Origin of the sequence: Alsobacter metallidurans, from assembly GCF_014636935.1 — a bacterium.
Taxonomy (GTDB): domain Bacteria; phylum Pseudomonadota; class Alphaproteobacteria; order Rhizobiales; family Beijerinckiaceae; genus Alsobacter; species Alsobacter metallidurans.
The window spans coordinates 1,603,838-1,621,584 of the sequence record NZ_BMES01000002.1 but is presented as its reverse complement, the minus strand read 5'-3'; the positions used below and the strand labels follow the sequence as shown (position 1 = coordinate 1,621,584).

Here is a 17,747-nt window from a genome sequence, read left to right as displayed (position 1 = left end):
GGGTGCGGGGCGGCGGGGAGGCGGATCCTAAATGAAGGTTGAACAGCACCTGTGGCCGATCGAGAAGCTCATTAAGCTGAAGGACAAAATCGATCTCAATCCGGCTTGGCAACGCGGCCCCGCGTGGAAAGATGGGCGCCGGGTGTTGCTGATCGACTCGATCTTGCGCGGCATGGACGTCCCCAAAATCTATCTTCGCAAGCTGCCCCTTGGAGGTCTCCATGACTACGAGGCGGTCGATGGCCAGCAGCGCCTGCGGGCCATTTGGGACTTCGTCGCCAAGCCGGCCGGGGGCTCAAGACAGCTCGGATTCAGTCTGAAGAACAATCCAGCGCTTCCCGCGGTGGATAGTCATGTCATTGCGGACAAGAGCTACCCGCAGCTCGACAAATTGCTGAAGGGCCGGTTCGCGAGTTTCGAGATCGGCGTGGGCGAAATTCTCGAATCCACTAACGACGAGATCACAACGCTGTTCGCGCGCCTGCAGATGGGTATGCCGCTCAATCCCGCGGAATTGCGCAACGCTCAGCTTGGTCCCATGCGGAACATGATCCAGCTTATGGCCAAGTCGCACGAGTTCTTCGCCAACACCAAAATCACGGACGACCGCACCAAGCACTTCGACTTCGCGAGCTACGCCTTCGCCGTCGGGGCGCACGACGGCAGCCGCGATATGAAATCAACCGACCTTCGGGACCTCCAAGCAGAGTATAATCACCGCCCGACGGAAGAGATCATGGCCTTGTCCGCCAAGGTCGGCGACGCCCTCAACGTCCTTTCGGAGGTCGACGCCCATACGCGCTATCCGATCACTCGGAAGTGGATCTTCGTCGACCTATTGGCGCTAATCATAAAGCTCCAAATGAGCGGAAAGGCGATCAATGTGGCCAAGTTCACGGCTGCCTATGACGCATTTGAAGAGCGCCGCCGGAACTATACGTCCTCACCTGAGCTGCTGCTCAACGGCCGGCGAAAGGACGCACAGCCCCTCGACCGATCGCTGTATGACTACCTCTTCGCGTTCCGCGCTGAAGGCGCGAAGGCCGCAAGCCTGCAAGCGCGCCTCAAAGCCATAGCTAGGTTCTTCAGGAACGTGGAGGTGAAATGATGGCCTTCGACCCGGCTGACCTCCCTAGCCCGCTCATAGATCAATACCGCAAAGGCCACTGCGGCCTGCTCGTCGGCGCCGGCGCCTCCGTCGGGGCGGGACTGCCGAATTGGGGTGACTTCCTTAAGGGTATGCTCGCCGAAACCAAGACGAGCGTCGGCATCGGCGCCGACAAGGTTGCGGACTACGAGTCCCTGATCAGCCAGGGCCGCTACCTGATGGCGGCGTCCGGTTTGAAGTCCGACCTCGGAAGTTTCTTCGCCGGCTATATCCGGCGGGTGTTCATAGAGCCGAAGCCCGAACCGACGGCCTTGCACGAGGCCATGCTCAAGCTTGAGAAGCTGCAGTTCGTCGTGACGACCAACTACGACTCCCTGATCGAGCGGACGTTCAGGCAGCGAGATCCGGACGTTACCGTATGCACCTTCAAGGACGCCGGTGAAGTCCGTCGCAGTCTATCAAGCCGAGATTTTTTTATCCTCAAAGCCCATGGCGATGCAGGGCGAAGCGGGGACGGCATAATTCTCACCGACCAGGACTATCGGAACATCCTGTTTAAAGAGCCGGCCTACCAGCACATGCTGGCGACGATGTTTTCGATGTACACGGTGGTGTTCATTGGCGCGTCGATGACGGATCCCGAACTCAACCTCATGCTCAACTATGTGGCCAGCACTTTCTCCCCGGATTCAGGTCCGACGCATTACGCGGTCTTGACCAAGGAGAAGATCAATGAGGTGGAGAAGGAGCGCTGGTTCAAGGATTTCAAAATTCGGATCGTGCCAGTCAGTTCGACCGACGAGTATCAGGAACTGACGCAAATGCTGCTCGCGCTGGCGGCAAGCTGATCGTCAGACTAACTTTGAGGAGGCGTCGCCCAAGGGCGAGCGTGACGTTTCGGCCGACCCATCAAGTGGAGAAAATCCCGCAAAGGGAGCTGTTGTATGCTTGGAGAGATCTGCCGTTCCTGGGGCAGTTCGAGTCCTGCCTAGCGCTATACGGAATGTCTGGTTCCTGGCGTCGAGCCAATGTCGGCAGCTGGCGCTTCGATGGGGTGCCGCCCGCACCGCAGACCAACGAGCGGAAAATCAGAGATTTAGAAGTCGCTCCTCCCCTTCCTCATATCGCAGCCAAAGTGCAGCGTGAACGAAGTGCTGCTCGGGTGAATTTCGCGGGACGCGACGAGCGCAACCGTCGCTTAGGCCGCGCTGGAGAAGAATGGGCAGTAGGCGTGCTGAAATCGGAACTCCTGGCAGCAGGAAGAGCGGATCTCGCGGAAAAAGTCATTTGGGTGAGTGCCAACGTGGGAGACGGGCTAGGGTATGACATTGCAGGTTTCGATCCTGCGGGGCGTCCGCTTGCTATTAAGGTCAAAACCACGAACGGCAACCACGGAGCTCCGTTTATCGTAGCTGCGAATGAGGTCCGTGCTTACGAGGAAGAGCCCACCTTCGTGCTGATGCGCATCTTCGATTTCAGCGACAAACCACGTTTCTACCGACTACACGGACCATCACGTCGGAGCTGCGCACTGACCCCGTTGGCCTTCGGGGCTCATTCGAGCGGCATCTAACTAGCGTGAAAACAAAACCTGCGTTGCCCGCTTGACGGAGCGCGGCCTGCCCGCCGTAATCCGAACTTTGGTACAAACGCGGCTACGTCGGCGCGCACGCCGCTTGTGCTTCGATGTTACAAGTCCGCCTGGATGACACCAGCGCCCACCGTGCAACCGGTTGCACGCCTTTCCGCGCTTCGAACGCGTATGATGTGCTAAGAAGCCTCTACTCGCGGGGTATATTTTGCGGACTGAACAGCAGTCTCTCTGTCCTTGCATCTAGGCCTCCGGTGACCGGGAGGTGATTATCCCTCTGGAACTGCTTTAGTAAGCTCGGTACAACATCTTTGTCAGCTCCGCTTGCTATACCGGCTGGAGCCTTATAACCCAGGCTCTGAAGCGCAGCCCTAGTTGCCGCGTCCTTTTCGGCATCGATCGCCTCGGCTTCTGATACGCCAGCGCCAGTGGCTTTGAAAGCAGCTCGGGCTTTCGCCAACCAATATTTCGCGTTCGGCAATCCATTAAGGCCACCGTTCACCGCCTTACGAATGCCAACAACATCGTCCTTGTCGGCCAGCTCGTTTGCATTCTTCGCGGCCCAATACGCCCAGGCAGTCTGGAAAGCCATAGGCGGCTCACGAACCAAGTCAGGGTTGTCCATCAACTTGGTTCCGAGCCCAAGTTCCTTACCGCGATCCCTAAAATTACCCCGGAAGGTGAGCTGCATCGATCCACTTCCTCGATACACATAACCGTCATCCGTCTTGGGGCGGTTTCCGTAACGTCCACCATAGATAAAATTCGCAAGCTTGTAGCCATCCCCTGCATACGCGGAAGCATTCTTGCTGTTGAAGTGCTTCGGCCATACCCGAATTAGACCTTTTACGCTGTAGTTAAGGTTCTCTTCCAAATCGGCCAAGCCGCCTGTTTCAACCGCGATCTGAGCAAAAAAATGTTGTATTCTTTTCGCGGTGTTAATCCCGGACTTGTCTGCATCAGGCCAGTGACGCACAATTTCCCGAACGATGTCAGCCCGTGCGTAACTTGAAAATTGATAGATTGCCTGCTCGGTAACGATGTTATAGGTCATCGCCGCCGAAAGCGCAGCATCCGGTATCGGAGCGTTAGCTTGCGCTACAGAACGCTCCGCTGCACATACGATTGTGGAAATCGAAGCGAACATAGCAAACAAAGCTGACACGCGCATGGTTTCTGATCTTCCCCGTTCACGACACGATGAGGGTATCACCGGCACAAGGCTACGAAGCTATAGCCGCCCGGTTTGAAACGATCCGTGTAAACGAATGTGCGCCCGCTTTTCTTGCGCAGAGCGAAAACTTTCATGCTTTGTCCGGTTTCTGTCCTGATAGTCGATGTATATAGAGTACCGGTCTTGATGCTACGCTTAGAGGATCGTCCTACTCCGTGTGTCTCGCCCTCAGTCAGCTCGATGCGGCCTTGGCCGAGCCTAAGGTCGTAGCCGTAACAAAGCTCGCGATCGCCGAACCTGTCCCCAAGACAGCTGCAACTGTGGTCGCTTTTCGAAGAGCTAGCATGCGCACTGATGCTAAGAGCCACCTGGATTAGACCGCATAAGATGACAGCAGAGCTTTTCATCGCCTTTACCCCAGATTTTATCAGAAAGGCGATGCTTTTCTATTCTCAAATGCCCTAACGTTGGAATTTGGGCCGCCAAGTATCCGCTCCAACTCCTGAGCGTTTGGCGCAGGTATTGGCAATCCTGTGGTTGAACCGCTTTTGGGCACTATATCAACCTTATACTCATTCCGGTTGATTTGTTTCACTTCACAGATTTTGTCCTGACATGCTTCCGATATGCTCGACTTCACATCACCTTGGGACTTGTCCGTTCTGACTATATAGCTCCCGTCGGCCGCAGCCGAGTTGCTGAGCCCGGACGGCTTTTCAGGAGCCGCTGTTGCCGCCGGCACAGTCGCGGGCCGCTGCATCGACCCCTCTCGAAGCGACAAAGAGGTGAATTTGGCGCCGGTCGTCGGGTCCTCAATTGGATGACCTGCACCTACGAGCTTATTTTCGATTTCCCGGACAGTCAGGCTCGGGTATTTGCTACGGAATGCTGCGAAAGCCGCTGCTACATGGGGCGCGGCCATAGAAGTGCCGGACAGCGCAGTGTACCCGCCCCCTGGGACGGAGGAAACTATTCGAGTTCCAGGGGCAACAAAATGAACGAGATTAGACCGGTTCGAGTATTCGACGTCTATGTCCCCCGCTTTGTTCTCCGCTGCCACCGATATCGTTGACGAAATGCAGGCAGGCTCAGCAACCGCGTCGAAGTAGTGACTGTTTCCCGCAGCCACAACGGTCGCTACCCCTTTTGATTTGAGCCGCTCTATGATCTCCGTCAGTGCCGACGTTCTGTCGCATGGAGCATCGAAATACCCGCTTCCGAGGCTCATATTAATCGCCGCAATGTTAAACCGGTCAATTTGCTTATAAAGCCATTCCAGCGCCCGTAACTGGTCTGACGTAAAGCTAAGGATACAAGGAGCGCTACCGCCGCATTCATCCTGATCCAGAAACTGTGTGAATACCTGAACGACTACAAGCGTCGCTTTAGGCGCGACACCCTCAAACGTCTTGCCTTCGAACTTCATGTTATGGCCGGCTATGATGCCCGCGACATGGGTTCCGTGTTCACAGCCGGGTATAGCGGAGGGGCATCCCCGCGCCGCACCAGCAACCAGTGAAACGTCGTGCCCCCCGGGGCACAAAGACTTAAGCTTGTACTGGTTAGACGAGGGCGTCGAGAAGCATGCCTCGGCAGATATAGAGCCGGCGAGCGCGGGATGATCATATTGAACGCCGGTATCCAGTACTGCAACCGCGTATCCGTGACCGTCATAGCCATCGCTATGAGCCGCGCTGCCGCCTATGAATGGGACGCTGTCCATTAAAGCCAAAGGCTGAGGTGTATCCCTCGTCACAAGCGCTACATTGGGATCGTTATTGAGCTTCTCGAGTGCGCTGGCGTCCACCTCCGCGGAAACCACCGGGAGCGAGCCGATCGCAGTTACATTTTTGGCCGAACCGCCCAAGATGCCAGATAGGTATGACTGCGCACTTGCGAAAGGAGTGCCACCGTTGGTGGCGTGCGGATCTGGCCGCGTTACCACCAGGACGCGAACAACTTTCTTGGATTGCGCTTCTCGCGTAAGCGCGGCCTCTACTTTGCTCTGCGAGCTGGCAGGAGCCGCGGCAAAGCAGCTGCAGAGGAAAGCGGCAGCTAAGAGCAATTTCATGTCTCTACACTCCTCTGATCTTGCCAGTCTGACTAGAGGCAGAAACACCGTCAAGGTCGTTCTCTCTGGACCGGCACCGCAGCCCCGCCGCTCGGGCGCCGAGAGTGCGACGGCGATAGCGCAGGCCGCGAGCATAACCAGGCGGCGAACAGGCCCATCGCGATGCGCCAGCCTAAGCTGCCGGTCGAGGCGGCGATAAGGTCGGCTAGAGTGACGCGTGAAGCAACCCGAGCAGCAGGCCGCGGCGCCGCGAGAACCGGATATGTGAGTACAAATGGTGTACCCGGAGCACTCGGAGTGTCTGACGGAGACGCATTAGATCCGTGCCGATCGCCGGAGGGTTTCCGCCGAGGCAGGCTTTACTTCCGACGCTGGCCGGGTCTGAACATCTCACGCCAGCGGAATGTTCTGGGCCGGCGCGGGCAGGACGGCTTCGAAGAGGTCTGCCAGTCGGCGCGCTGCAGCGGCGGACGGGTGTAGTTCGGCGTCGAACCAGTCGTCGCCATTGTTCTGAGAGATGGCAGGCCTAAGGTCGACGTAGCGGACCTTGGTGGTGTTGCGCGCCAGCGTGTCAAGCATGACGTTGAAGCGGTCCACCATGCGACGCACGATCGCCAACGACATCTTCATGTGTGGTTTCTTGAACGCCAGCTCGAAGCCGAGAAACTCGAAATCATCACCGATATAGATACCGTGCGCCTGCGGGCGGGCGTAACCGTAGCCGTTGATAATCATCATCGTCGCCGGCGAGACCTGCCGCACGTCGTTGATAAGGGTCACGTAGTGCTGGCGCAACGTGAGCAGCACCTCCTCGAATTCGGGCTTGATGTAGTAAGCGACATGGCTCGGGTTCTTGGCGTCAAGGACGTCGTAGTTGACGCGGTTGACTAAGTTACGCAGCTGCCCCAGCACGTCGTTGCCACCACCCGAAAACAAGAAGTGGGTGGTCTTTTTCTGTTTCAAAATAGAGCGATATTGCTTCTGTGCGATTATATTCTCGATCGTATCACCTGCTTTAGCTATATTTTCGACGTCATGGCCCCGCTCCTGCAGGGCGTCAATAGACGTCGTCACGAGCGGATGGGAAAACCACGAGTCGCCCTCTGCCAAGATGGCCGGGGCGTCCCCGCCGTGTTCTTCCCGAACAGCCTCCTGCGCGCCGAGGATGGCCTCCAAGGCGAGAGTGTGACCGGCCGCGCTCGCTGTACGCTCCGCGCCAGACACGTCAACCATGTCCGTCCTGAGACGAAAAGCCGGTTGAAAGCTTCGACTATTGAGGGCGTCGTACTCGAAGTATTTCTCGAGTGCGTCCTTCTTCAGCGCCCGGGTGCTCACCTTCGCGATCAGGTCGCCCAAGCTGATCCTGTTAGCCATGCCCACCCCCGTCATCATCGACGCGTCCACGCCATAGTCTTCGTTTTTAGCGCGGGCGTCGAGGGCCTTGGTGCGAACAAGCTGAATAGAGAAGCGGCTTCGATACTAGTCGTTTCGCAGCCTGGAAGCGCGGATACGAGACCGCAGAATGCTAGGCTGTGTGTCGAGCTCGCACTTTTCCATTTTCGCTTTCTCCGGGAGCGGTGACGCTCGCCCCAGAGGACGCCTAAACTCAGCCGAGCTATCGCGTGCGACGTTCCGGAACCAATTGCAGGTGATGAACGCGCGTGGCTCTTTGCGGGAGGGTTCACTTCTTATCGGAAAGGCCGCGAGCTATGTACTCGCTCAGCGTCTTCTTTAACGAATTCCCAGCCTGGCTCTATGGTCGGTGACGGAGCCCTGGGCTAACCCCATCCGCCTCGTGTTTGATCGTCCCGTTGAGTTCCAGAACCGCATACCTCACGGTGACCACCAGTCCGCGGCCCTCTTGGGCCCGTTTAGCTCCAGCACCGACCCACTGTAATCCCGCAGGCAAGGATCATCCGCAAATGGACACAAGGGGCTCGGTTGACAGGGCGGGTTGACACCTCATGCAAAGCGCTTATATCAACCACTTACTGGCAACTTAGGATGACCATGGTCGATCCAAAAAAATCAGTGACTGACGCCCTTGCCGCTGTTTTAGGGCGAAATCTACCGGCGTCAGAGCCGGAAGCGCCGATCTGGTCGGATGCTCGGTTCGTGCGTGACATGATCCACCAGTTGCAGCAAGAGCAGAGTTTTCTCGGTCGAGCCTCCTGTCTGTTTACTGGACCCAGCGATCAGTGGATGAAAACACGATTGCAATATTTGATGCCGTCGGATGAACCAGAAGCTAAACCGACAGTCAATAAGGCGGAAGCGTACTCCGACGAGTACACATTGCTTGAATTGCATCGCAGCGACGTCGCCGCGCTCGCACGTTTTTCGCAGCGAGTTGATCATGCGACATTTTACTTGTTCGGAGCGATCGACACTGCCGCAGTACATGTTCCGCGAAAAGTTGGGGTCACGCTTCGTCGTAGCTCCAAGGGCTGGTATGGCGAACTCGCCGAAAGGTGCTTTGCGCGGTGGAAGGAAACACGGCATCTGCTTGTGCATGAATGGTCCCTACCAGAGAAGGCGGAGCCTCTGTATCGGACGGCGTTTTGGAGCCTCTGCGAGCTAACCCCCGCAGATAACCAGTTGAAGCAGCTGTTTGAACAAGATCGGACCCGGGCATCTAGAGAGTTGGTCCGCCATGTGGATGCCTATGTGGACCAGCTAGCACTCGCGGCCAATCTATCAGAAGAATTGGCTAGAGAGAACAAACCCAGCGCGGAAAAGGTTCAAGCTCTCCGCACCATTCAAGAAAATCTACTCACAAAAGCCGGTGAAAGGCTTACGCTGACCGGCGCCGCCAAGCAGCTTAATATATCGCGTCAAGCCATGCACAAACGCATAAAAAGCGGGGCCGCCCTCGGTTTGATGATTGGAGAGACGTTAGTAGTACCCGCGATACAGCTGATCCAGAGCGAGGCCGGATCTACCGTTGTTCCGCACCTAAAAGATGTTCTTCTGCTTTTTGGTGAGGCCGGCAGCTGGTCGGCCTTACAATATTTGGTTGAGCCCGATCCTGCATTAGGCGGGGCAGTGCCGATTGACCTTTTAAAAGGCGGTAACGTCCAAACGGTGATAGCGGCCGCACGCGCATTTCTTGGATTGGACGAGGGCTGATGGCGACGTCGGCGCCGGCTTTGCCGGCCGAGTGCCTGATCGTCCGCCTACCCGCGGGCACGCGCGTCACGCGTGTTCATTGGAGCACTAACGAGCCTGTGTGGTTTGGGCCTGGGCCGGGCAACTTGCCCGGCAATCGTTTTGACGCGCCTGACGGAGAATTTGGCACCCTCTACGCCGCCCAAGAGCTAACGGGTGCATTTGCCGAAACTGTACTCCGCAGGGCAGCGCGGATTGTCGCCTGGCCTTCCGTGCGAAGACGGTCGTGGTCGACCTTGGAGCTGCAACGAGATGTTGACGTTGCGCAGCTGCATGGTGGAGGTCTCGCTTGGCACGGGGTGACCAGCGATATCTGCAGCGGCGATGATTATGGTCCTCCGCAGCTATTATCGCTCGCATTTTATAGCAGAAACCTCGACGGCATCGCCTATCGCAGCCGGCACAACAACGACGAGATTTGCTATGCATTGTATGATCGAGTGACGCCAGCTGAGCTGAAGTTAGTTCAAACCTCGGCGTTCGCCGAATATCCTGCGGTGGCTGACGATCTATTGAATAAGGTTGGTGCAGTTTGGGATCCGCAGCTTCCCTTGCCCGACATCGACCAGCTGCCCTGATCGAACGTTTTAGCTGTCACAAACGTTGGACAGCCCCCGGCGTTAGCGCTCAATGGTCAGAGTGCAGTGCCAAGACCCGACTTGCCTGCACTTGCCCCGCGCTCGTGGTGCTAAGTACCCTCAACTGGGGCCTGCCAACTCTTACTGGGCATGCCAAGCTGGAGCGCACGGTGCACTACCTCGGGATCGAAGCCAACAAAGGCCTCGATATTGCGAATCGAGAGGATAGCAAAATAGCCGGTGGGCGCTCCTGGAGAACCTCAGTCACGGTGCTTTACCGCAACCTGAGTTGGTCGAGATACTTACCGAAGATCCCGCTCCGGTCGAAAAGCCGGAGATCAAGGTTTGTCCGCACCCACCGGTGGCCTCGAGGTCGCCACCATTAACGAGGGTAACGCTCAGGCCGGGTGCAGCGGTTTGCACAACTTCGTTGATCTTGTCGGATATCGACTTGGTGCTTTCAGCAGAGAGGCCCAGACCAGAAAGCACTTCTTTTGCTTTTCGTTCTCGACCTTTAATGAGTTCAACCTGTTTCGCAGGATCTGACGGGTATGCTGCCGAAATACTCTCTCCATCGAGTCGAGAGATGGTTGTGTTATGCTCCACGAAACAGCTACTCGCTTGTCCCAACCTAAACATCCATGCCGGAAAATAGTAGTGCATGATAGAATTCTTATCATAACCACTGGTCCGCAACCTAGCTGATTTAATCAGGGAGCGAAGATTTTCATCGACTTTCGCTCTGTCCCATCGAAAATTCTGCCAGTAGGTAGCGTAGATAGTTTCCCAATTGAACTCGAGATCACACCGGGCGTCAGGACTTTGGTGCTCGTGTTGCATGCCAAGTGCGTGTCCTAGTTCGTGGAGAACAACTTGCTTGAACAATGCAGCATCACTCAGCGCAGAGCCGTCAGAGTTACCCGCCTCAATGTTCAAAGACGGCGTCGCACGATCGACTCGGATGCTGTCAGTTCCTACATAAGACCAGTTCCCAGTCCGCTGAAAAGCTATTCTGATCTGGCTCGGATTTGCCGCAGAACAGTTTACCCCTAGACTATCGAAATTAATTTTCAGATTGGCCAATCTGAGCCATTCTCCGGCGGCCGATCGGAAAGCACTTCTTACGTCCTCTGAACCTCCATAAAAGCACGCTGAGATGGCAGTTCCGGCTTGCCAGAGCTTGAAACTGTCGATTACGCCCTCCACAATCCGGGGCACGAACGGGTCGGGAGAGGTTACGTTTAGAGAAGGAGGGCTAATGTCCAGCTGGGGCGCTTGCTTCAGGTCGTCCGGTGAGCTATGCGAACTTGCGCCCGTTGAAAGTGCAGTGAATGCTGCTGCCGCGAGTAGTAGGCGCTGCATCGTAATCTCCATTTTCCTCGATCAGTCGGTTGTAGTTCGATAGTACCCTGTTAGCATCAACGTTGTCTCATTGTCAGCGGCTCTTGGTAATTTCAGCGATAATGATTCGCCAGGTTGCAAAATTACGCTGCTGGCAAGCTCTGCCTCTTGCAGACCAGAGTATCTGATTTTTATAGTGCTTATGTAAGTGATTTCTGGCTCACGTTCCTCGATCCGAATGTCGGACGTATCAACAGGAAGTTTGACGGCTTCTGACCTAGCCAGCGATCGCTGATTCGCGCCGACCAGGACGCGCCCTTGTAGGGACCAATCCCCATCGCTCTCCTTGACCATTAGGAAGGGGCAGGATCCACCATCGAGTTCTCCTACCGAAACTAGGGCCGTCCGAGGCGCGGGCTTTACGGGATATGAGGTACCGTCCACAACAATGGATTGGAGCGATCTAGCCTCACCTGAGGTGTAAGCACGGTTCACTTGCATAAATTGTGGTTGCCCGAAACTATCTTTGCTCTTGGCGATCGTGCGGCCACCAATGACCGCGGAAAAAACGCTGTTTGGAATTTTAGTGATCGCCCTCTGCTGAGCTATGGAAAGCTTATTCTCTATGATTCTCGATATAGGCTCCTCATCCAAGTCGTAGCGTAGATCCAGCCGAAGCGGTATGATGAGGGATCGATCCTTACTAATCGTCTGCTCGGGAAATCGATCTCTTACGGACTCGGTCTCGTTGATCTGAGTCCGCAAGCCGCCCCCTTTGTCAGCCAAGTAGTCAACGCCATCTATGCTAACGGATGCTCGCTCTGCCTTGACAATTGCAACCAAGACAAAAAGCTTACGCGGAACAGCGACGAAGCCGAAAATGTTCTTCCCGCATCCGTCCAGCGAGAAAGACCCATACTTAAAAAGGTAGTCAGCAGGCCACGACCCACCATCTGCCAAAGCTTTAACCGCTTCGACTGTCTTATTTCCTGAAACCATTGCAGTTTGATCGAACAATCCGTAGTGTTTCTCGGTAACCGTAAAATCCTCTTTCAGCGATTTTGAAAGGATTGCTCGCTTGACCTCATTCACCTTCTGCCAATAGTTCTCTAATTCGTTGGCAGAAACAGGCTGGTACAACATCGTGCAATTAAGGGCATCAATTGGCCTAGTGGGAGAAATCCCGTCGCCAGACTCCGTATATGTTAACCGCCATCCTGATGGTAACGCCCGTGTACGAGCTAAATCTGCGGAAGCGGCTAATTCGGGCCAAATGATATTTTTTTCTCCAGTATAAAACCTCATGCGTCGGCGGATTGCATCAGAAACCTCCTCGAATTCCGTGTTGCTGCTCAATAGACCTCCTGTAGATCCAAGAAGATTGCTATTGAATCGCGCGAAAAAATTAGGAAACGTGGTGGAAGCTATACGCTCGCCATAGTCACGGTACAGCGTTTGGATACGATCATAGATTGGATTGCGCAATACAACGGCTGGATATCCAACTATTGCACTGAGAAGCTTCTCATTATAGCCGCTAAGTAGAAAAGAAACGTTTGTTGCATCAAGCCACACGTACCTGATGCTGAAAGATTTCGCGGGATCGACCGGAACGCAGTCGACAACCTGAATGAAAGACGAGTTGTCTCCAATCGTTACATTTCGTGCTACGTTGTTGCATGTCGATGTAACTTGACTGGCCGCAGGCTGGCTAAATGCCCCTGTAATGACCAAACAGGCTAGCCGGAGTAGACGTGCCGCGCTCGACATCGGGGCTCTCCATCAACATCCCGCGACGCTAATCGACAGCAGCAGATGCAGTCAACATGTCCGAAATCGCTGAAGCGTACGCCACAGACATCAAATCGAGCGTGAGTCGAGTTAAATTGAGCGTGTAATGCGAATTGCGCTCAGGTAGGCGGCGACCGGCGCTACCCCTCGCCCGACATCCCGAGCATCGTCGTCAATATTTACACCGGGCGAATCTGCTTCGGCACCACGGCAGCCACAATGCTTTGCGCGACTGGTGACGCTCGTTCCCCAGATGTGAGCTTCACTAGGAAAGGAAAGGCTAGAACATCCTGTTCCTGGACCTGTACGAGCGCCTGCTGGAGCGCGCGGGCGGCTCAGTCAGAATACTCGGCGAGTGACCACTGATGCGACGCAGCCGACCGGTGCCGATTAGCGGGTGTGAAGTCCTGATCAAGTCGTCCTCGGGTCTGGAGACTACGCCGTGATGGGCGAACGGACGGTGGCTCAAGAGGCGTTGTTCCTCAGTCTGGAGCGGCAAGTCCCGGCTGCTCACCTCATCCGGGCATAGACCAGCCACAATCCACATCGCCGCGACAAGTCCGGCCCCTACCCAGCTGACCGGGCAAAGGGAGCGGCCGCTTTTGGCCGATTGTGTTGAAAAAGTCGGCGTTGCTGCCGGTGTGAAGTCCTGATTCAGTTGTCCTTGGGCTGGGGGACGACGCGATGATGGGCGAACGGACGGTGGCTCAAGAAGCGCTGTTCTACGAGTTCAGCCTGGAGCGACATGTCCCGGCTGATCACCTCGTTCGCGGCATAGACCGGTTCGTGGATCTCGCCGGCATCCGGGCCCCCCTTCGTCCCTTCTACAGCGAGATGGGTAGGCCATCGGTCGACCCTGAGCTGATGATCCGAATGCTGCTGGTGGGCTACTGCTTCGGCATCCGCTCGGAGCGCCGGCTCTGCGAGGAGGTTCACCTCAATCTGGCCTATCGCTGGTTCTGCCGGCTGGGCCGGACGGGGCCGTGCCGGACCACTCGACTTTCTCGAAGAACCGTCACGGTCGGTTTCGCGACAGCGACATGCTGCGCGAGCTGTTCGAGGCCACCGTGCGGCGCTGCATGGACGAGGGCCTGGTCGGCGGAGAGGGCTTTGCCGTCGACGCCAGTCTGATCAAGGCGGACGCGAACAGGCAGCGCTCCGCCGAGGGATCCGAGACGGTGGACTGGACAGCTCTTGCCGAGACGAGGCGTTCAGTCCGGGAGTACCTGGACACACTCGACGAAGCGGCCTGGGGCGCCGCCAGCGGGGTGAAGCCCAAGTTCGTGTCCAAGTCAGATCCGGCCGCGCAATGGACGGGCGCCTTGAAGGGGCACGCCTTCTTCGCCTACGCGACCAACTACCTCATCGACCTCCAACACGCGGTCATCGTCGATGTGGAAGCCAGCCGCGCGATCCGGCAAGCTGAGGTCGGTGCGGCACGCACCATGATCGAGCGGACGCAAGACCGCTTCGACCTCTGGCCCGCCCGGCTCGCCGCAGACAGTGCCTATGGCTCGGCCGACAACCTCGCCTGGCTTGTCCACGAGCGGGGGATCGAGCCCCACATCCCGGTCTTCGACAAGTCGGGGCGCCAGGACGGCACCTTCAGCCGATCAGAGTTCACCTACGACCACGACCAGGACGCCTACGTTTGCCCCGCCGGCAAGCTGTTGAGGCAGCGACAGAGGACCTATCGCAATCCTCGTCCGCTGGCCGACGAGGACGGAATGATGCGCTACCGCGCTAGCAAGCACGACTGCGACGCCTGTGCCATGAAGCCTCGGTGCTGCCCGAACACGCCGGCCCGCAAGATCCCGCGCTCGATCCATGAAGGCGCCCGCGACATGGCGAGGGCCATTGCCGAGACCGACGAGTACGCCACCTCGCGCCGGCAACGGAAGAAGGTGGAGATGCTGTTCGCGCACCTGAAGCGGATCTTGAGGCTCGACCGACTGCGGCTACGCGGGCCACTGGGAGCCCGAGATGAGTTCCACCTCGCCGCCGCCGCGCAGAACCTCAGGAAGCTGGCGAAGCTCCTGCCGAATGGACCGCAGGTGATGCCGGCCTGAGGAGGAAGACGCTTCTCGACTCGCGCTGCCCGCCTCTCGGCGCTGGCCAGGGAGCGACTTTTTCAACGACATCGACCCGAAGCCAAATTTCCGCTTCTGGCGAGCCGACCTCCGCTTGTGTGGCACAGACCTGTAACACAGGGGCGCTCCCAACAGCGGCCAAACTAATGTGATCGCGACGGAGGTTTCAAGTGGCCGGCCCTCCTGCCGGACCCACCGCGGACCCTCAACTCAGCCTCAAGCCGTTTTGTCTGGAACGTATGTTGCCAGGGCAGGACTCAGGAAGCTTAGGGACTGCCCTAAGCTCCAGTGCAATGTTTCGATAGAGAATGGTTCGCGCTGACATTAGTGGTCCACAGAGGTGTCGCACGCGCCGTCCTGATAGCAGCACAAGACGTTATTTTTGCTCGAACCATTCCTTGGTGGTTCGCCTCCCCTCAGCTCCACTAACACTCAACAGAACCGTGCAACTGGTTGCACCAGCGGGACATCAAACGGGCAGCAGGATCATCAGTGGAGGCACTTGGTCACCGCTTATGGCTCATAGCACTACAGCGCACGCAGATGTGGCGTATCGCCAGTCAGATGCCGTACAAGCTGCTGGGAATGCGCAGGCAGGGCCGCGACGCTGCGGGCACAAAGCGTCAAGTTTCGAAGGGCCCACGCATCGCTAAGCGGAACTGCGCGGATCGTCCCTCGCTCACCTGATCGTTGCGCAGCAGCTTCGGGTACGACCCCGACCCCGACGCCGCTCTCGACCATTCGGCAGACGCCTCGAACCCGCCTACGCGCAGCCGGAAGTTGACCGCGCGGCCCGCCCTAGCGGCGTGGCTGGCGAGGTGGGCTTGCAACGCACTGCCATGTCCCAAGCCTACTAAGGGCTCGTCGAGCACTTCTCGAAACGGGATTTCCGTTCGATCAGCAAGGGCGTTGCCGGCCGGTACAATTAGGACGAGCTGATCGATCCGGAACGGCAGCGTCTCCAATGCGCGGAGGTCGACCGTGGTGCCGACGATGCCAAAATCGGCGAGCCTGCCAGCGATTGCGGCGACGATCTCACGGCTCGGCCGCTCCTCCAGATTTACGTTGATCTAGGAATAGTTTGCGAGGAAGGAAGCCAGAGCATCCGGCAAAAATACGGCCACGGCCACGGTGTTCGCCAGCGCACGCACGTGACCGCGCAAACCCTTGGCATACTGCCCTAAATCTCCGCCCATCTGCTCAATCTGGCCCAGCATAACGCGTGCATGGTGGGCGACCGCCTGACCGGCTGGCGTCGACCGCACACCGCGAGGTCGGCGTTTCAGCAGGGGCACGCCTCCGGCCAGCTCCATCCCGCGGATACGCTCACTGGCGGAGTCGATCGCGATTCCGGCTCGCTCAGCCCCATGTGTAATGCTCTCCGCCTCGATGACGTGCACGAGCAGACGCAGGTCAGTTAGATCGAAGCGCATCCTCGGTTGGCCAAGCCCAACTTAGAAAGACAAACGCCTTCGGATTAGCCGAAGCCTGACCCTACTCACTTCCGCATTGTCGTGCACCACGCCCGTTCGCAAAGTGCGGTGAGGACGCGGTGTGCACGAGCCATGAGCATCGACTGTAAGGGGTTCCCTGAAGCCGTCGCCCTATAACTTGCGGACTTGACCGCCTCGCGCTCGCCGCCCTTCTCGAAACTAATGCGCGCGCCTGTGTGAGCGCTCCGGTTCGCGCTGCCGAGCACCGGGCAGCTCCTGTAGCTTCCATGAGCATCGAGAAAGCTGCGCTGCGGACATGCTGTTGCATGACTGACATCCGCCCCTCATCCGCTCGAACACACAAGCTGAAATGCCTTTCGCCTTAGAACCGCTCAAACTAGCTGTCGCAGCCCTGACCTTACTGATCGCCCGCTTCGTCAAGGGCGTGATCGGGCTCGGCTTGCCGACCGTCGCGATGGGGCTACTACAAGCCGCCTCGCTCCTGATCGTGCCCTCGTTCGTCACCAACGTCTGGCAACTCGCGACTGGGCCGCGCCTCGGTGCACTGACCCGCCGGCTCTGGCCCATGATGGCCGGCGTTGTCGCAGGCACATTGGCCGGCAGCGGCATCAGCGGGGTAGCCATACCGGCCAAGCTGCCATTGGTCTCGGCGTGGCGCTGATGGCTTACGCCGTTCTCGGCCTCACCGCCGTGCGCTTCTCGGTTTCGCCGCACGCCGCGCAGTGGCTGGTCCGTGACGGGGCTGGTAACAGCCGCCACGGGCGTGTTCGTAATCCCGGCGGTGCCGTACATCGGAGCGCTTGGCCTGCAGAAAGACGACCTGATCCAGGCGCTTGGGCTCTCGTTCACGGTGTCTACTGTGGCGCTCGCCGCCGCATTGAAAGTAGGCGGCTCGTTCGAGAGCGGCACGGTTGCCGCGTCGGCGCTCGCACTACCACCTGCACTCTTTGGCATGTTCGTGGGCGGATGGGTGCGGGGCCGGGTCAGCGAGAAGGTGTTTCGGCGCTGCTTTTTCCTCGGCCCGATGGCGCTGGGGGCTCATCTGGCTTCTCGGGTGGTGTTCTAATCGGAAGACTGGACGCACGAGTCCGAGCCTCCCCTGCTACTAACTGAGCGGGCCCCCGCCTTCCGGAGCAGGGGCTGCTCAGGGTCGGGAGCGGGCAGTCCGGTTGCGGGAGCGCAATGTCGCCTCTTGGCGCGCAGCGGACCCGTCTAAATCGGCGCTTCTGGACCACTGGCCACTATCGCAGCAGCGGAGCACAGGCACTAAAGGTACGCTTATGATGCTTAGGGGTCAGTCCCGGGGCAGCGGGTGGCTTCCATTCTTAGCAGGCTATTCCGGTGCCGTAATCAGTGCCGCACCTGACTGAATTTCGATATA

The 17,747-nt window shown here is 57.7% G+C and carries 10 protein-coding genes and 3 pseudogenes; 7 read left to right on the top strand and 6 right to left on the bottom strand.

Features of this window, described 5'->3' with window-relative positions; translation table 11 throughout:
• Positions 1-31: 31 nt before the first annotated feature.
• The 3 genes from IEV99_RS18035 (at position 32) to IEV99_RS18025 (ending at position 2,681) form a co-directional block, all read left to right on the top strand.
• Positions 32-1,108 (top strand): DUF262 domain-containing protein, encoded by a 1,077-nt coding sequence (locus IEV99_RS18035; RefSeq protein WP_188519104.1) that lies wholly within the window; start codon positions 32-34, stop codon positions 1,106-1,108.
• Positions 1,105-1,956: an SIR2 family NAD-dependent protein deacylase gene (locus IEV99_RS18030; protein ID WP_188519103.1), complete on the top strand. Its 852-nt coding sequence runs from the start codon at positions 1,105-1,107 to the stop codon at positions 1,954-1,956. Before IEV99_RS18035 ends, IEV99_RS18030 begins: the two co-directional genes overlap by 4 nt.
• A gap of 65 nt (positions 1,957-2,021) precedes the next feature.
• Positions 2,022-2,681 (top strand): protein NO VEIN domain-containing protein, encoded by a 660-nt coding sequence (locus IEV99_RS18025; RefSeq protein WP_210318669.1) that lies wholly within the window; start codon positions 2,022-2,024, stop codon positions 2,679-2,681.
• A 208-nt stretch (positions 2,682-2,889) separates the two neighbouring features.
• Here IEV99_RS18025 and IEV99_RS18020 read toward each other — a convergent pair whose 3' ends face one another.
• The 3 genes from IEV99_RS18020 to IEV99_RS18010 form a co-directional block, all read right to left on the bottom strand.
• The gene (locus tag IEV99_RS18020) at positions 2,890-3,870 is read right to left on the bottom strand and encodes a glycoside hydrolase family 19 protein (protein ID WP_188519101.1); all 981 of its coding nucleotides are present in this window, start codon (positions 3,868-3,870) and stop codon (positions 2,890-2,892) included.
• 430 nt (positions 3,871-4,300) lie between these two features.
• Complete coding sequence (locus IEV99_RS18015; RefSeq protein WP_244643980.1) at positions 4,301-5,992, bottom strand: S8 family peptidase; 1,692 nt, start codon at positions 5,990-5,992, stop codon at positions 4,301-4,303.
• Between the two features lie 342 nt (positions 5,993-6,334).
• A complete protein-coding gene (locus tag IEV99_RS18010; RefSeq protein ID WP_188519099.1) occupies positions 6,335-7,348 on the bottom strand; it encodes a GDSL-type esterase/lipase family protein in 1,014 nt (337 codons plus the stop codon).
• A 600-nt stretch (positions 7,349-7,948) separates the two neighbouring features.
• Between IEV99_RS18010 and IEV99_RS18005 the strand changes: the two genes are divergently transcribed.
• Positions 7,949-9,073, top strand: coding sequence for a hypothetical protein (locus tag IEV99_RS18005; RefSeq protein WP_188519098.1), 1,125 nt, complete (start codon positions 7,949-7,951; stop codon positions 9,071-9,073).
• A complete protein-coding gene (locus IEV99_RS18000) occupies positions 9,073-9,690 on the top strand; it encodes an RES family NAD+ phosphorylase (RefSeq protein ID WP_188519097.1) in 618 nt (205 codons plus the stop codon). Before IEV99_RS18005 ends, IEV99_RS18000 begins: the two co-directional genes overlap by 1 nt.
• A 264-nt stretch (positions 9,691-9,954) precedes the next feature.
• Here the strand turns inward: IEV99_RS18000 and IEV99_RS17995 are convergent, their stop codons facing one another.
• Positions 9,955-10,773: a M12 family metallopeptidase gene (locus IEV99_RS17995; RefSeq protein WP_188519096.1), complete on the bottom strand. Its 819-nt coding sequence runs from the start codon at positions 10,771-10,773 to the stop codon at positions 9,955-9,957.
• Positions 10,774-11,073: 300 nt separating this feature from the next.
• A complete protein-coding gene (locus IEV99_RS17990) occupies positions 11,074-12,801 on the bottom strand; it encodes a hypothetical protein (protein ID WP_188519095.1) in 1,728 nt (575 codons plus the stop codon).
• Positions 12,802-13,506: 705 nt separating this feature from the next.
• Here IEV99_RS17990 and IEV99_RS17985 point away from each other — a divergent pair.
• Positions 13,507-14,891 (top strand): annotated as a pseudogene (locus tag IEV99_RS17985) (IS1182 family transposase).
• 549 nt (positions 14,892-15,440) lie between these two features.
• On the opposite strand, the pseudogene IEV99_RS17980 reads toward IEV99_RS17985, so the two are convergent.
• A pseudogene (locus IEV99_RS17980) lies at positions 15,441-16,345 on the bottom strand (LysR family transcriptional regulator).
• 370 nt (positions 16,346-16,715) lie between these two features.
• Between IEV99_RS17980 and IEV99_RS17975 the strand changes: the two are divergent.
• Positions 16,716-17,432: pseudogene (locus IEV99_RS17975) on the top strand (sulfite exporter TauE/SafE family protein).
• Positions 17,433-17,747: the final 315 nt, after the last annotated feature.

Bases quoted from the DNA above. Each gene is read 5' to 3' on its own strand.
- IEV99_RS18020 (WP_188519101.1), bottom strand. From the start codon at position 3,870: ATGCGCGTGTCAGCTTTGTTTGCTATGTTCGCTTCGATTTCCACAATC.
- IEV99_RS18035 (WP_188519104.1), top strand. From the start codon at position 32: ATGAAGGTTGAACAGCACCTGTGGCCGATCGAGAAGCTCATTAAGCTG.
- IEV99_RS17990 (WP_188519095.1), bottom strand. From the start codon at position 12,801: ATGTCGAGCGCGGCACGTCTACTCCGGCTAGCCTGTTTGGTCATTACA.
- IEV99_RS18000 (WP_188519097.1), top strand. From the start codon at position 9,073: ATGGCGACGTCGGCGCCGGCTTTGCCGGCCGAGTGCCTGATCGTCCGC.
- IEV99_RS18030 (WP_188519103.1), top strand. From the start codon at position 1,105: ATGATGGCCTTCGACCCGGCTGACCTCCCTAGCCCGCTCATAGATCAA.
- IEV99_RS18005 (WP_188519098.1), top strand. From the start codon at position 7,949: ATGACCATGGTCGATCCAAAAAAATCAGTGACTGACGCCCTTGCCGCT.